This window comes from Nonomuraea sp. NPDC050404 (genome assembly GCF_040655495.1).
In the GTDB taxonomy this organism is placed as follows: domain Bacteria; phylum Actinomycetota; class Actinomycetes; order Streptosporangiales; family Streptosporangiaceae; genus Nonomuraea.
Genome location: NZ_JBFAKB010000016.1, coordinates 15,290 through 29,150, shown reverse-complemented (window position 1 = coordinate 29,150; position 13,861 = coordinate 15,290). Strand labels below are relative to the sequence as shown.

The window sequence follows — 13,861 nt, the reverse complement described above, 5'->3', positions numbered from 1 at the left end:
ATCCGAACCGGTCGTACGGCATCCGAGTCAGCCGTACGGCCCCCCGAGCCGTACGACCCGAAAACCGGACCCCTAGGCTTCGGCCTCGGGCTTGTCGTCGCTGTGTACGGGCTCGGGCAGAGTGCCGGCGTTGTGTTCAAGCAGCCGCCACCCCCTACGCCCTTCCTGCAGCACCGACCAGGAACAGTTGCCAAGCCCACCGATCGCCGGCCACAACTGCTCAGGCAACCCGAGCATCTCGCAGATGCCCAGCCGCAGCGCCGCTCCATGGGAGGCCACGACGAGCAGTCCGTCATCGTCGAGCCGTCCCGCCCACCGGCGCATCGCGGTCGCCACCCTGGCGGCGACGTCGGTGACGGGTTCGCCGTCCGGCGCTTCCCAGGCCGCGTACTCCTCGGGCCACTGGGCGGCGATCTCCTCGCGCGTGAGACCTTCCCACTGCCCGCCGCCGCGCTCGCGGAAGTCCTTGTCCACCGCCACGTCGAGCCCGGCCACGCGCCCCAGCGCCAGCGCGGTGTCGTTGGCCCGCTGCAGGTCGGAGGAGACGATCAGGGTGGGCCGCAACGAGGCCAGGAGTGAGGCCGCCCGCGCGGCCTGCGCGACGCCGGTCTCGTCGAGAGGGATGTCGGAGTGTCCCTGGAAGCGCTGCTCAACGTTCCAGAGTGTCTGCCCGTGACGCAGACACACGATCCGCCTGCTCATACCGATTCCTCACCGGCATAGGGTGTACGGATCACGCGCGGGCCCGCTGGAGGTTGGCCTGCATCACGCTCTCCGGCAGCGAGATGGCCGGGCAGTCCTTCCACAGGCGCTCAAGGGCGTAGAACGTACGGTCTTCCTCATGCTGGACGTGCACGACGATGTCGAGGTAGTCGAGCAGCACCCAGCGCCCCTCGCGCTCACCTTCGCGGCGCACGGGCTTGGCGTCGGCCTCGGTGCGCAGCCGGTCCTCGATCTCGTCGACGATGGCGCGTACCTGACGGTCGTTGGTGGCGGAGCAGAGCAGGAAGGCGTCGGTGATGACGAGCTGTTCGCTCACGTCGTAGGCGAGGATGTCATCGGCCAGCTTGTCGGCCGCGGCTTCCGCGGCGATGCGCACGAGCTGTACGGATCTGTCAGATGCGGTCACGATGCGGGTCTGTCCTCCTGTGTCGGCAGCATGCCCATATGTTGAGGGTACCCTTCCAGCCCGAAACCCCTCACCTATGTTTTCGGGCGGCTTCACCGGCCGTGTTCAGCCGGCCGAGTGATAGAGCCCTCTCTTGTTGATGTACTGGACGATTCCATCGGGCACCAGATACCAAATCGGCTCGCCCTTTGCCACCCGCTGACGGCACTCCGACGAGGAAATGGCCAGTGCGGGTATTTCCAGCAACGTCACGCGTCCTTCGGGCAGGCCAGGGTCGTGCAGCGTGTGGCCGGGACGCGTACAGCCGACGAAATGCGCCAGCTCGAACAGCTCGTCGGCCTGCTGCCAGTCGAGTATGGCGCCGAGCGCGTCGGCCCCGGTGATGAAGTACAGCTCCGTCTGCGGCCCGTAAATGTTGGATATATCGCGCAAAGTGTCGATCGTGAACGTCGATCCGGGGCGGTCCACGTCAACCCTGCTCACGGAGAACCGGGGATTCGACGCGGTCGCGATGACCGTCATCAGGTAGCGGTCCTCCGGGGCCGAAACCTCACGCTCGGACTTCTGGTACGGCCGTCCGGTCGGCACGAACACCACCTCGTCGAGCTGGAAGTGGTGGGCCACCTCGCTGGCCGCCACAAGGTGCCCGTGGTGGATCGGATCAAATGTCCCGCCCATCACACCAACTCGCCGCATCCCCTGCACACCAGGCGCGTTCATCATGAATCGGACCTTACGCGGACGCCTGACCACAACATGATGGCGACCCCCCTTCGTGATGTCCGCGCATCGCTTCAGTTGCGGACGTAGCATGCCGGGCATGACGACCACCCCGGACCGCAACCGCGTCCAACTGCCCGGCATCTCGTCCCGAGCCTACGAACACCCCGCAGACCGGTCCGCCCTGGTCGCTCTGCGTAAGTTGAGTGGGTTCGACACAGTTCTCAAGCAGATGTCCGGCCTCATCAGCGAGCGCCGGCTGCGCCTGATGTACCTCGCGTCGGCCGTGCGCGTGAGCGAGACGCAGTTCCGCTCCCTCTACGACATGGGCCGCGACGCCGCCTACACCCTCGACCTGCACCGGATCCCCGAGATCTACGTCCAGCAGGACCCGCAGGTCCAGGCCAAGGCCATCGGCTTCGACGACCCGTTCATCGTCGTGACCACCGGCCTGCTCAACCTCATGAACGAGGAGGAGCAGCGCTTCGTCATCGGCCACGAGACCTCGCACATCCTGTCGGGGCACGCGGTCTACCGGACGATGCTCGACATCCTCACCCGCCTCGCCACCCGCGTCGCCTGGATCCCGCTCGGCTACATCGGCCTGCGCGCGATCGTCGCGGGCCTGGAGGAGTGGTACCGCAAGTCCGAGCTGTCCTCCGACCGCGGCGGCCTGCTCGTCGGGCAGAACCCCGACGCGGCCAAGCGCGCGCTGATGAAGCTCGCCGGCGGCGACTACACGCACGAGATGAACATCGAGGCGTTCCTGGAGCAGTACCAGGAGTACGACACCGCGGGCGACCTGCGCGACGGCTTCCTCAAGGTGCTCAACCTGCTCGGCACCACCCACCCGTTCGCGGTGGTGCGCGTGGCGGAGCTGGACAAGTGGCAGCGCACCGGCGAGTACGAGCGCATCCTCGGCGGGGACTACCCCCGCAGGGAGGACGACCCCAACGCCAGAGTGACCGACGAGATCAAAGCGGCGGCCGAGTCCTACCGCGCGTCCTGGCAGCAGTCGCAGGACCCGTTCATCGGTGTTCTGCGCGACGTCGCCGAGGGCGCGGTCAACGCGGGCGAGCGCATCTTCAACCGCTTCTCCCGCCGTGACGGCGGCCAGGGCTAGCAAGCGGATCAGCCTTCACGCGGCCGATCCGCTTGATTCGCCGCGCCGGGCCTGCCCTTCATGAAGCACTCAGTCAGCCTCATGAGGGGCAGGCTCGCCTTAGAGCAGTAGGGCGATGGCGCGTACCGCGGCAGCGCACAAGGCGACGAACCCGCCCAGCACGGCCAGCGCGCGCAGCCCTTCCCTGCGCAGATCGGGCAGCCGATGCCCGATCCGCTCGATCTCGCGCCCGGTGATACCACCGCACAACATCCCGAACACCACGCCCGCCACCGTCACGGGCCCGGCCTGCTGCCACCAGTCGGAGGCGATCTCTCCGCCCCCGGTGGCCCACAGCGCCCCACCCGACGCCACCGCGACGGGCACGCCAGGCCACACGACGGCGGTGATCGCCGCCCCGGCCAGCGCGACCGGGGACAACAACACGCGCAGCGTCACCCGCGTACGCCGCGAGCTGCGCTTCCTGACCATCCAGTGACTCATCCACAAAGTCCTGGTCAGCACCACGAACACGGTCGTGATCGCGATCGAGGCGATCGGCTGGATCACCGAGGCCACCACGCACGGCACGGCCAGCACCGCGAGCAGCAGCAGCGCGCCGTTGCCCGCCGGCAGGGTGGTGGCCGACTCGGCCTTGAGCCCGGTCCGCCGCCTGTCCTGCGGCGGGGCAGGCGTCCTGCTCCTGACGGCCGCCGCCGCACGCTGCCGCGACGCGCCCACCTTGGCCCGCGGCCCGGTGGTCTTGGCCTCCGCGCCCGCCGCCCTGCCGCGCGGCGCGGGCACCTTGCCCTCGGTCCTGCCGCGCGCCACCGCCGCCGCGCCCTTGCCCTCCGCGCGGTTGCGCGCCACGGCCGCCGCGCCCTTCCCCTCGGGGACGGGCCTGCTTCCGGTACGCCCGCGCGGCGCCGGCACCTTTCCCTCCGCGGGCACCGCGTTGGGCCTGCTGCGCGCCTTGGCCTCGCCCCGGCCGGCGGGCTCCTCACCGGTACGGCCGCGCACGGCCGGCCCCTTGGGAGCCTCCTCCACCACGTCGCTCCCGCGGCCCGAAGGCGCGGCAGGCTCGGGTTCGGCCGCGCTGGTGGCCTTGGCCAGCCTGGACAGCCGATCGGCCAGCAGCGCCGCCGTGGGCCGCTTGCCGGGCTCCCTGTTGAGCGCCGCGCGCACCAGCGGCAGCAGTTCGACCGGCACGCCCTTGAGGTCGGCCTGCCCGTTGAGCACCGCGTACATCTGCGCCTCCGCCGTGCCCCGCCCGAACGTCGGCCGCCCCGTGGCCGCGAACGCCACCGTGGCGGCCCAGGCGTGCACGTCGGCGGGCGAGTCCACGTGCTCGTCGGCGAAGATCTCCGGCGCCGTGTAGCCGGGGGTGCCGAGGAACGTGCCGGTCATGGTCAGCCGGGTGGCGTCGAGCACCTGCGCGATGCCGAAGTCGATCAGCACGGGACCCTGGGCGCCCATGATGATGTTGCCCGGCTTGAGATCGCGGTGCACGACCCCGGCCGCGTGGATGATCGCCAGCGCCGCGGCGATGCCCTGTGCCATGTCGACGAGCTGGGAGACCTCCAGGGCGCCGTCCTGGCGTACCCGGTCGAGCAGCGTGGCGCCCTCGATGTTCTCCATGACCAGGTAGGGCCGGGGGCCGTCGAGATCGGCGTCGAGCACCTTGGCGACGTACGGGCTCTCGACCCTGCGCAGCGCGCGCACCTCGCGCTCCAGCCTGACCCGCAGCATCTTGTCCTCGGCGAGGTCGTGCAGCACCTTCAGTGCGACGCGCTCGCCACGGCGGGTGGTCGCGAGGTAGACCTCACCCATGCCGCCCCGGCCGAGCCGTTCGACCAGGGTGTAAGGCCCGACCTTGCCGAGCTTGCTCACCGTCCCTCCCCGCCCGGCGCGCCCATAAGGGACACAACCCTAGCGCCGGTACGCGAGTCACCGCATGAGGCACGCCGAAGGTTTATCGGCGCGTGTGATCGGAGAGCATGCTGTCGAGCCCCGCCGTGGGTTCCTCCGACAGCTTCCTGCGTCCTTTTCTGCGCCAGTTGACGTGGCCGCGGCTCTCCAGCCACAGCAGCAGCCGGTCGGCGCCGAGCAGCACCGCGGCCGAGAAGAGCAGGGCGACGACGATTTCCATGTCCCCCAGTCAATCCACGACACCGGCCGCGGGGCCAGGCCGACACGCCGGTTACCCGGGCACCACCGTACCTTCTGACGTGCGCAAATGCCCTTCACCGGTATAGACCCACTTGGTCGAGGTCAACTCGGGCAGCCCCATCGGGCCGCGCGCGTGCAGCTTCTGGGTGGAGATGCCGATCTCCGCCCCGAACCCGAACTCCCCGCCGTCGGTGAACCGGGTCGAGGCGTTGACCGCCACGGCCGCGGAGTCGACCAGCGCGACGAACCTGCGGGCGGCCGGCTGCGACCGGGTGACGATGGCGTCGGTGTGGCCGGAGCCGTAGCGCCTGATGTGCGCCACCGCCTCCTCCAGCGAGCCGACGACGGCGGCGGCGATGTCGAGCGAGAGGTATTCGGCGTAGAAGTCGTCCTCGGTGACGGGCACGACGCCCGTGCCGAGGGCCGCGACGCGCTCGTCGCCGTGCACGGTCACGCCAGCTTCCCCCAGCGCCGCCAGCGCCTTGGGCACGAACACGTCGGCCACGTCGGCGTGCACGAGGAACGTCTCGGCCGCGTTGCACACCGACGGCCGCTGCGCCTTGGCGTTGACCAGGATCTGCACGGCCAGGTCCACGTCGGCTTCGGCGTCCACGTAGACGTGGCAGTTGCCCACGCCGGTCTCGATCACCGGCACCGTGGACTCCTCGACCACCGAGTTGATCAGGGACGCGCCGCCGCGCGGGATCAGCACGTCGACCAGCCCGCGGGCGCGCATGAGCGCCTTGACCGAGTCGCGCGTCTGCCCCGGAACGAGCTGGACGGCCTCCGAGGGCACCTCGGTCTCCGCCAGCGCCGCCTGCATGACCTTCACCAGGGCGGTGTTGGAGGAGTAGGCGCTGGAGGAGCCGCGCAGCAGCACCGCGTTGCCGCTCTTGAGGCAGAGCGCGGCGGCGTCGGCGGTGACGTTGGGGCGGCCCTCGTAGATGATGCCGATCACGCCCAGCGGCACCCTGAGCTGGCGCAGTTCGAGGCCGTTGGGCAGCGTCGAGCCGCGTACGACCTCGCCGACCGGGTCGGGCAGGTCGGCCACCTGGCGCACGGCCTCGGCGATGGCGGTGATCCTGGCCTCGTCCAGCCGCAGCCGGTCGATCATCGCCTCGGACGTGCCCTGGGCCCTGGCCCGTTCCACGTCCTGGCCGTTGGCCTCGACGATCTCGGCCGCGTGCGCGACCAGGGCGTCGGCGATCGCGCGCAACGCCCGATCCTTCGGCGCCCGCGGCAGCGGGGCCAGCTCCGCGGCGGCCTCTCGTGCCGCACGGGCCACCTTCAGGAACTCATCGGACATCGCCTGCTCCTCGTCGGAAGTCTTCAGCTGTGGGCTTCCAGTATGACGATGTCGTCGCGGTGGATGAGCTCACGTTCGTATTCAGGACCGAGCGTGCTGGCGAGTTCCCTGGTGGAGCGCCCCAGCAGCCCGGGAATCTCGACGGCGTCGAAGTTGACCAGCCCGCGGGCCACCACGCCCCCGGCGGGGCCGCACAGGTCCACCGGATCGCCCGCGGCGAACTCCCCCTCCACCGAGGTCACCCCGGCCGGCAGCAGCGACTTGCGCCGCCCCACGATGGCCTCCACGGCGCCCTGGTCGAGGTGGAGGCGCCCGCGCCCGGTGGTGGCGTGCGCGAGCCACAGCAGGCGCGTACCGGGATGCCGGCCGCCGGGATGGAAGTAGGTGCCGACGTCGGCTCCGGCGAGCGCCTGGGCGGCGTGAGCGGCCGCGGTGAGCACCACGGGCACGCCCGCCCCCGTGGCGATCCTGGCCGCCTGCACCTTGGTCACCATGCCGCCGGTGCCGACCGCCGCGCCGTTCTTGCCCAGCTCGACCCCGACCAGGTCCTCGGGGCCGCGGATCTCGGCCAGCCGCCGCGAGCCGCTGCGGCTGGGCGGGCCGTCGTAGAGCGCGTCCACGTCCGACAGCAGCACCAGCGCGTCGGCGCGGATCAGATGCGCCACCAGCGCCGCCAGCCGGTCGTTGTCGCCGAAGCGGATCTCGTCGGTGGCCACGGTGTCGTTCTCGTTGACGATGGGCACGATGCCCAGCTCCAGCAGCCGCGCGAGCGTGCGCTGGGCGTTGGCGTGGTGCGCGCGCCGCATCATGTCGTCGGCGGTCAGCAGCACCTGCCCCACGCGCAGCGAGTAGCGGGCGAAGGAGGAGGTGTAGCGGGCCACCAGCACGCCCTGCCCGACGGAGGCCGCGGCCTGCTGGGTGGCCAGGTCGCGCGGTCGCGCGCTCAGCCCGAGCGGGCCCAGGCCCGCCGCGATCGCCCCCGAGGAGACCAGGACGATCTGCGTCCCGGTACGGCGCCGCGCCGCCAGCACGTCCACCAGGGCGTCCACACGATCGACGTCGATCATGCCCTGGGGGGTGGTGAGCGAGGAGGAGCCGACCTTGATGACGATTTTCGAGGCTGAACCGATCTGTTCCCGCACGTACGGCAGCCTATCGGCTCGGTGTGACACCGACGCTACCGAATTAACCGGCTAACTACATTGACTGCAATACTTCAACGAATGTAATTTTTCGCCCATGGAAGCTCGTACCTATGTCGTCACCGGCGCCGCCTCGGGCATCGGCGCGGCCACCGCCGACAACCTCGCCAAGGCGGGAGCCGAGGTGATCCGCTGCGACGTGCGCGACGCCGACGTGCTCGCCGACCTGACCACCCGGGAAGGCCGCGACAGGCTGGTGTCGGAGGTCACCTCCGCCTCGGGCGGCAGAATCGACGGCCTGATCGCCGTCGCCGGCCTCGCGCTGCCCTCCGAGGCCACCGTCCGGCTCAACTTCTTCGGCACGATCGCCACCCTGGAGGGCCTGCGCCCGCTCCTGGCGGCCTCCCCCGAGCCCAGAGCGGTCGCGGTCTCGTCGCTGAGCGCCATCGTGGCGGCCGACGAGCCCCTGGTGGAAGCCTGCCTGTCCCTGGACGAGGAGGCCGCCGCCGCAGCCGCCCGCGAAACCGTGGCGGCCGGTCGCGGGCGCATCGTCTACCCCTCCAGCAAGCTCGCGCTCAACCGGTGGCTGCGCCGCGCCGCTCTCGACTGGGCAGGCTCCGGCATCCCGCTCAACGCGGTGGCGCCCGGCGTGGTGGACACGGAGACGGCCAGGACGCAGTTCCTCGACGACCCGGCCACGCGCGCCTTCGTGTCCGCCGCGATGCCGCAGCCCCTGGGGCTGCCGGGGCCGGTCGCGGCGGTCGCCTCGCTGCTGGCGTGGACGGCCGGCGCGGACAACGCGTTCATGACCGGCCAGATCCTGTACGCCGACGGCGGCGCGGAGGCCACCCTCCGCCCCTGAACACCCGGGGGCACGCCCTTTGGAGGCGCCCGCCACTCGCTCCCGGGCAGTGGCCGGGACCTTCTACAGGCCCGTGTCACTGCGCCACTCGCTCCCGGGCAGTGGCCGGGGCCTTTTACAGGCCCGTGTCACCCCAGGCGGTTGTCGGTCCCGCGCGGCCCCTGCCGGATCGACTCGGCGGCCAGCGTCGGCTGCCAGTCGAAGACGTAGCCGCCCTCCATGGGCCCGATGACGACCTCGGCGCCGGCCTTGGCACCCGCCTTGGCCAGCTCCTCCTCCACCCCCAGCCGCTCCAGCCGGTCGGCCAGGTATCCGACGGCCTCGTCGTTGGTGAAGTCGGTCTGCCTGATCCACCGCTCCGGCTTCTCACCGGTGACCTGGAACAGGTTCTCGTTGACCCGCCGCACCTTGAACCCGGCCTCCCCGAGCTGCTTGGGCCTGATCACCAGCCGCGTGGGCTCCTCGATCGGCTTGTTCGCCCTGGCCGCCGCGACCCATTCGCCCATCGCGTACGTCAGCTCCCGCAACCCGTCATGCGTCGCGGCCGAGATCGTGAACACCTTCAGCCCCATCGCCTCGAACTCGGGCCTGACCAGCTCGGCCAGCTCCCGCGCGTCGGGCACGTCGGCCTTGTTCAGCACGACCAGCCGCGGCCGGTCCTCCAGCTTCCCGTACGCCCGCAGCTCGGCCTCGATCACCTCGTAGTCGGTGATCGGGTCGCGGCCCGGCTCCATGGTGGCGCAGTCGATGACGTGGACCAGCATGTCGCACCGCTCGACGTGCCGCAGGAACTCGTGCCCGAGCCCTTTCCCCTCCGACGCGCCGGGGATCAACCCGGGCACGTCGGCGACGGTGAACACGTTGTCCCCCGCCGTCACCACGCCCAGGTTCGGGATCAAGGTGGTGAACGGGTAGTCCGCGATCTTCGGCTTGGCCGCGCTCAGCGCCGCGATCAGCGAGCTCTTCCCGGCGCTCGGGAACCCGACCAGCGCCACGTCGGCGACGCTCTTGAGCTCCAGCATGACGTCGAGCGCGTCCCCCGGCTCGCCGAGCAGCGCGAACCCGGGCGCCTTCCGCTTGGTGCTGGCCAGCGCGGCGTTGCCGAGCCCGCCGTGGCCGCCCTCGGCGATCACGTACCGTGTGCCGGCTCCCACGAGGTCGATCAGCACCTCACCCGTGGCCGCGTCCTTCACCACCGTCCCGTTGGGCACGGCCAGGATCACGTCCTCGCCGTTGGCGCCGTCGCGGTTGGAGCCCTGACCCTGCTTGCCGTTCGGCGCCTTGCGGTGCGGCCGGCGGTGGTAGTCGAGCAGCGTGGCGGTGTTGGGATCGACCTCAAGGACGACGTCGCCGCCGCGCCCGCCGTTACCGCCGTCGGGGCCGCCGAGGGGCTTGAACTTCTCCCGGTGGATGGAGGCGCACCCGTTCCCCCCGTCACCGGCTCCGATGTGAAGGACCACCTGGTCCACAAAGTCCGGCATCCCGCATTCCTCCATCACCCCGCGCGGGGCATCTCATTTCACAACGCACGGCCACGGGCCGGGCCTTACCCCTGCGGAACGCGCCCGCAGCCGCCCCTCCCCGGGAAACGCCAAGGGGTGGATCGACATCCGATCGAGTCGATCCACCCCTGAAGCACAAATCCGCGGTCGGCGGAGAAGGAGGAAACCCTACTCCGCGACGGGGACGATGCTCACGGCCTTACGGCCGCGCTTGACACCGAACTGCACGTGACCGGCGGCCAGCGCGAACAGGGTGTCATCGCCACCACGGCCGACGTTGTCGCCGGGGTGGAAGTGGGTGCCACGCTGACGGACGATGATCTCGCCCGCGTTGACCAGCTGGCCGCCAAAGCGCTTGACGCCCAGACGCTGGGCGTTGGAGTCACGACCGTTCCGGGTGGACGACGCGCCCTTCTTGTGTGCCATCTCTCAAACTCCCGTTCAGGCCTGCTCGATACCGGTGATCTTCACCTGGGTGTACCGCTGACGGTGACCCTGGCGCTTCTTGTAACCGGTCTTGTTCTTGTACTTGAGGATGCGGATCTTCGGGCCCTTGGTCTCACCGAGGATCTCGGCGTTGACCGTGAACTTGCCCGCCTCCGTGGTCACATCGCCGTCGTTGACGACGAGCACCGTCGGCAGCGAAACCGAAGAGCCGACCTCGCCGGCGACCTTGTCCACCTCGAGGACGTCACCGACGGAGACCTTCTGCTGCCTGCCGCCGCAACGAACGATCGCGTACACCGCGGAACCCTTCTACTGACTCACTGTTGTTTTCATTTCGACCATCGCCACCTCACGAAGAGGCGGCCGCCGAATGCTGCGCCTGTCATTCGGCCTGTCTCAACCCGACGAACCGAGTAAGCGCGCCAACAGGGCACGTCACCTGACGCACCGGTTCACCAGGGTACCGGATTAACGGTGCCCTAGGCGAACCGGACGGATCGTCGGAAGTCCGCCGAGGGCTACTCGGCCGACTTGGCTCGGCGCGAGCGTCGCCGCCCTCTGCCGGAAGTCTGGTTTGCCTGGTCGTCCTCAGCCGGGACGTCTTCAAGCGCACCGGTCACGGTATCACGGCCGGCGGAGTCCTTGGCCGCGGAAACCTTGTCCGAGACCGCCTTCTCCACCGCCATCTTGCCCTGCGTGCCGCGCTGCTCGGGCTTGGACTCCACCGGCTCCGTCGAGACCAGCAGGCCACGGCCGTTGCAGCAGTCACACGGCGTCGAGAACGCCTCAAGCAGGCCCTGACCGACCCGCTTACGCGTCATCTGAACCAGCCCCAGCGAGGTGACCTCGGCCACCTGGTGCTTGGTCCTGTCGCGCGCCAGGCACTCCAGCAGCCGCCGCAGCACCAGGTCACGGTTCGACTCCAGCACCATGTCGATGAAGTCGATGACGATGATGCCGCCGATGTCCCGCAGCCTGAGCTGACGGACGATCTCCTCGGCCGCCTCCAGGTTGTTCCTGGTGACGGTCTCCTCAAGGTTGCCGCCCTGCCCGGTGAACTTGCCGGTGTTGACGTCGACGACGGTCATCGCCTCGGTACGGTCGATCACCAGCGAGCCGCCGCTCGGCAGCCACACCTTGCGCTCCAGCGCCTTGCCGAGCTGCTCGTCGATCCGGTACGACTCGAACACGTCGCCCTGCTCGCCGTCCCACTTCGACAGGCGCTCGGCCAGGTGCGGAGCGACGTACTTGACGTACTCGTCCACGGTCTCCCAGGCGTCGGCGCCCTGAACGACCAGGTTCGTGAAGTCCTCGTTGAACACGTCGCGCACGACCCTGATGGTCAGGTCGGGCTCGGCTGACAACAGCTCGGGCGGGCTGGCCGACTTGGCCTTCTTCTGGATGTTCTCCCACTGGGCCGACAGCCTGGCCACGTCGCGGGCCAGCTCCTCCTCGGAGGCGCCCTCGGCCGCGGTACGCACGATCACGCCGGCGTTCTCCGGCATGACCTTCTTCAGGATGCTCTTGAGCCGCGTGCGCTCCTTGTCGGGCAGCTTGCGGCTGATGCCGGTCATCGACCCGTCCGGCACGTACACGAGGTAACGCCCGGGAAGGCTGATCTGCGAGGTGAGCCTGGCGCCCTTGTGGCCGATCGGGTCCTTCGTGACCTGCACGAGCACCGACTGGCCCGACTTCAGCGCGGCCTCGATCCGCTTCGGCTGGCCCTCCAGACCGGCGGTGTCGAAGTTCACCTCTCCGGCGTAAAGGACCGCGTTCCTGCCCTTGCCGATGTCCACGAACGCCGCCTCCATCGAGGGCAGCACGTTCTGCACCTTGCCGAGGTAGACGTTGCCGACGTAGGACTGGCTGGCCTCGCGGTTGACGTAGTGCTCGACGAGCACCCCGTCCTCCAGCACCGCGATCTGCGTACGGTCGCCCTGCCTGCGCACCACCATCATCCGGTCCACGGACTCGCGGCGGGCCAGGAACTCCGACTCGGTGATGATCGGCGGACGCCTGCGCCCCATCTCGCGCCCCTCGCGGCGGCGCTGCTTCTTGGCCTCCAGCCTGGTGGAGCCGCGCACGCTCTGCACGCCGTCGTTGGCGGTCTCGAGCGACGCAGAACGGCCCGAGCGCGGCGCGCGGATGCGCACCACCGTATTCGGCGGGTCATCGCTGGCCGGCTCGGCGCCGTCATCGCTGCCCCGGCGACGCCGGCGGCGGCGACGGCGCGAGCTGGAGCCCTCTTCTTCCTGGGCCTCCTCCGCCTGCTCGTCGTCGCCCTCTTCCTCGGACTCATCGCCGTCGTCGGCATCGTCGCGCTCGCGAGCCTTGCCGCGGCCACGACCACCCCTGCGGCGGCGACGGCGACGGCCGCCGCCTTCCTCCTCCTGCTCGTCGGAGGCGTCGTCCTCGGTGTCGTCCTCGGTCACGCTCTCGTCGACCGGCTCCTCGACCTCTTCGGCCTCTTCAGCCGCCTCGGGCGCCGGAGCGGGCTGCGGCTCGGCCTTCCGCTTCGCGGCGGGCTTGGCCTGGCTGGGGTCGGGCGCCTGGAACAGCGGCGCGAAGATGGCGGCCGGTCGCTGGTACGCGGCACCCGGCTCGTCCTGCCTGCGCGCGGAGAGCCCGAACGGGTCGGCCAGCACGCTCGGCCGCACGTTGTCCTCGTCGAGGTCCTCACCGGCGGGCTCGTCGTCCAGCGGCTCATCCTCGGGCAGAACGTCCAGGATGTCCTCATCGGCATCCCCGGCTTCTGCCGCACCACCGGCACCTCGCGCCGCACCGCTCTCGGCACGCGCCGGCTCGCTCTCGTCTCCAGCCGCCGCGGCGCCACGGCTCCGGGTACGCGTCGTACGACGGCCGCCGGCGGCAGCCGCCTCACCACCAGCGCCCGCACCGGCTCCGGCAGCGGTCTCGCCGGCGGTCGGACCGGCGGCGGCCTCCGCGGCCTCACCGGCGCTCGCGGTGGCGGTGGCAGAGGTCGCGGAAGTCGCCTGCGCGGCCTCGGCCGCGGCTTCCCCACCGGTTCCCGCGGCTGCGGCCTCCTCACCGAGCGGCGCGACGGCCTCCTCGGCCTTCTTCCGCGTCCTGCGCCGCTTCACGGGCGCCTCAACGGGCTCAGCGGCGGCCTCAGCGATCCCGGCAGCCTCTGAGGCGGCCCCAGCGGCATCCGTAGTGGATTCTGCGGCCCCTGCAACGGTCCCAGCGAGCCCCGCAGCGGACTCAGTGGCGGTTCCGGCAGGCTCCATGGCGGCCCCCGCGGGCATCTCGCCCTCCGGCGGCGCTCCCTCCCCTTCCGGGGAGACCTCGGCGGCCTTCTTCGTGGTACGCCGCCGCGTCGTCGTGGCGGTGGACCGCGTCCTCGTGGCCCTCTTCGGCTTCTCGGCCACGCCCTCGGTGACGGCCTCGGCCACAGCGGCCTCAACCGGGCTCACGCCCTCCCCTGCGGCACCTGTGCCACCCTGAGAAGGCAGATTTGCCCC

Annotated in this window: 14 protein-coding genes; 3 read left to right on the top strand and 11 right to left on the bottom strand. The window is 70.5% G+C overall.

Features of this window, described 5'->3' with window-relative positions:
* Nucleotides 1–72: 72 nt before the first annotated feature.
* From AB0I81_RS37345 to nadD, 3 genes are all read right to left on the bottom strand, one after another.
* Nucleotides 73–702 carry a histidine phosphatase family protein gene (locus AB0I81_RS37345; RefSeq protein ID WP_360666938.1) on the bottom strand — a complete coding sequence of 210 codons (630 nt, stop codon included), beginning with the start codon at nt 700–702 and terminating at the stop codon, nt 73–75.
* A 31-nt stretch (nt 703–733) separates the two neighbouring features.
* A complete protein-coding gene (gene rsfS / locus AB0I81_RS37340; RefSeq protein WP_360666934.1) occupies nt 734–1,129 on the bottom strand; it encodes a ribosome silencing factor in 396 nt (131 codons plus the stop codon).
* 105 nt (nt 1,130–1,234) lie between these two features.
* A complete protein-coding gene (gene nadD / locus AB0I81_RS37335) occupies nt 1,235–1,852 on the bottom strand; it encodes a nicotinate-nucleotide adenylyltransferase (RefSeq protein ID WP_360666931.1) in 618 nt (205 codons plus the stop codon).
* 97 nt (nt 1,853–1,949) lie between these two features.
* On the opposite strand from nadD, the gene AB0I81_RS37330 reads away from it, so the two are divergent.
* A complete protein-coding gene (locus AB0I81_RS37330; protein ID WP_360666928.1) occupies nt 1,950–2,972 on the top strand; it encodes a M48 family metallopeptidase in 1,023 nt (340 codons plus the stop codon).
* 99 nt (nt 2,973–3,071) lie between these two features.
* Here the strand turns inward: AB0I81_RS37330 and AB0I81_RS37325 are convergent, their stop codons facing one another.
* The 4 genes from AB0I81_RS37325 to proB all read right to left on the bottom strand — a co-directional run bounded on the left by AB0I81_RS37325 (nt 3,072) and on the right by proB (nt 7,577).
* Complete coding sequence (locus AB0I81_RS37325) at nt 3,072–4,841, bottom strand: protein kinase (RefSeq protein WP_360666925.1); 1,770 nt, start codon at nt 4,839–4,841, stop codon at nt 3,072–3,074.
* An 82-nt stretch (nt 4,842–4,923) separates the two neighbouring features.
* Nucleotides 4,924–5,100: a hypothetical protein gene (locus AB0I81_RS37320; protein ID WP_360666922.1), complete on the bottom strand. Its 177-nt coding sequence runs from the start codon at nt 5,098–5,100 to the stop codon at nt 4,924–4,926.
* Nucleotides 5,101–5,151: 51 nt separating this feature from the next.
* Nucleotides 5,152–6,426: a glutamate-5-semialdehyde dehydrogenase gene (locus AB0I81_RS37315; RefSeq protein WP_360666919.1), complete on the bottom strand. Its 1,275-nt coding sequence runs from the start codon at nt 6,424–6,426 to the stop codon at nt 5,152–5,154.
* Nucleotides 6,427–6,449: 23 nt separating this feature from the next.
* Complete coding sequence (gene proB, locus AB0I81_RS37310) at nt 6,450–7,577, bottom strand: glutamate 5-kinase (RefSeq protein ID WP_360667575.1); 1,128 nt, start codon at nt 7,575–7,577, stop codon at nt 6,450–6,452.
* A gap of 88 nt (nt 7,578–7,665) precedes the next feature.
* Between proB and AB0I81_RS37305 the strand changes: the two genes are divergently transcribed.
* Nucleotides 7,666–8,430 carry an SDR family NAD(P)-dependent oxidoreductase gene (locus tag AB0I81_RS37305; RefSeq protein WP_360666916.1) on the top strand — a complete coding sequence of 255 codons (765 nt, stop codon included), beginning with the start codon at nt 7,666–7,668 and terminating at the stop codon, nt 8,428–8,430.
* Nucleotides 8,431–8,558: 128 nt separating this feature from the next.
* On the opposite strand, the gene obgE is transcribed toward AB0I81_RS37305, so the two are convergent.
* From obgE to AB0I81_RS37285, 4 genes are all read right to left on the bottom strand, one after another.
* Entirely contained in the window at nt 8,559–9,911 is a 1,353-nt protein-coding gene (obgE, locus tag AB0I81_RS37300) for a GTPase ObgE (RefSeq protein ID WP_360666913.1), read from the bottom strand.
* 189 nt (nt 9,912–10,100) lie between these two features.
* Entirely contained in the window at nt 10,101–10,358 is a 258-nt protein-coding gene (gene rpmA, locus AB0I81_RS37295; RefSeq protein ID WP_138694023.1) for a 50S ribosomal protein L27, read from the bottom strand.
* A gap of 15 nt (nt 10,359–10,373) precedes the next feature.
* The gene (rplU, locus tag AB0I81_RS37290) at nt 10,374–10,676 is read right to left on the bottom strand and encodes a 50S ribosomal protein L21 (RefSeq protein ID WP_080046162.1); all 303 of its coding nucleotides are present in this window, start codon (nt 10,674–10,676) and stop codon (nt 10,374–10,376) included.
* A 221-nt stretch (nt 10,677–10,897) separates the two neighbouring features.
* Nucleotides 10,898–13,645 (bottom strand): Rne/Rng family ribonuclease, encoded by a 2,748-nt coding sequence (locus tag AB0I81_RS37285; protein WP_360667573.1) that lies wholly within the window; start codon nt 13,643–13,645, stop codon nt 10,898–10,900.
* Here AB0I81_RS37285 and AB0I81_RS37280 point away from each other — a divergent pair.
* Nucleotides 13,626–13,844, top strand: coding sequence for a hypothetical protein (locus AB0I81_RS37280; RefSeq protein WP_360667603.1), 219 nt, complete (start codon nt 13,626–13,628; stop codon nt 13,842–13,844). The genes AB0I81_RS37285 and AB0I81_RS37280 overlap by 20 nt on opposite strands.
* Nucleotides 13,845–13,861 lie beyond the last annotated feature (17 nt).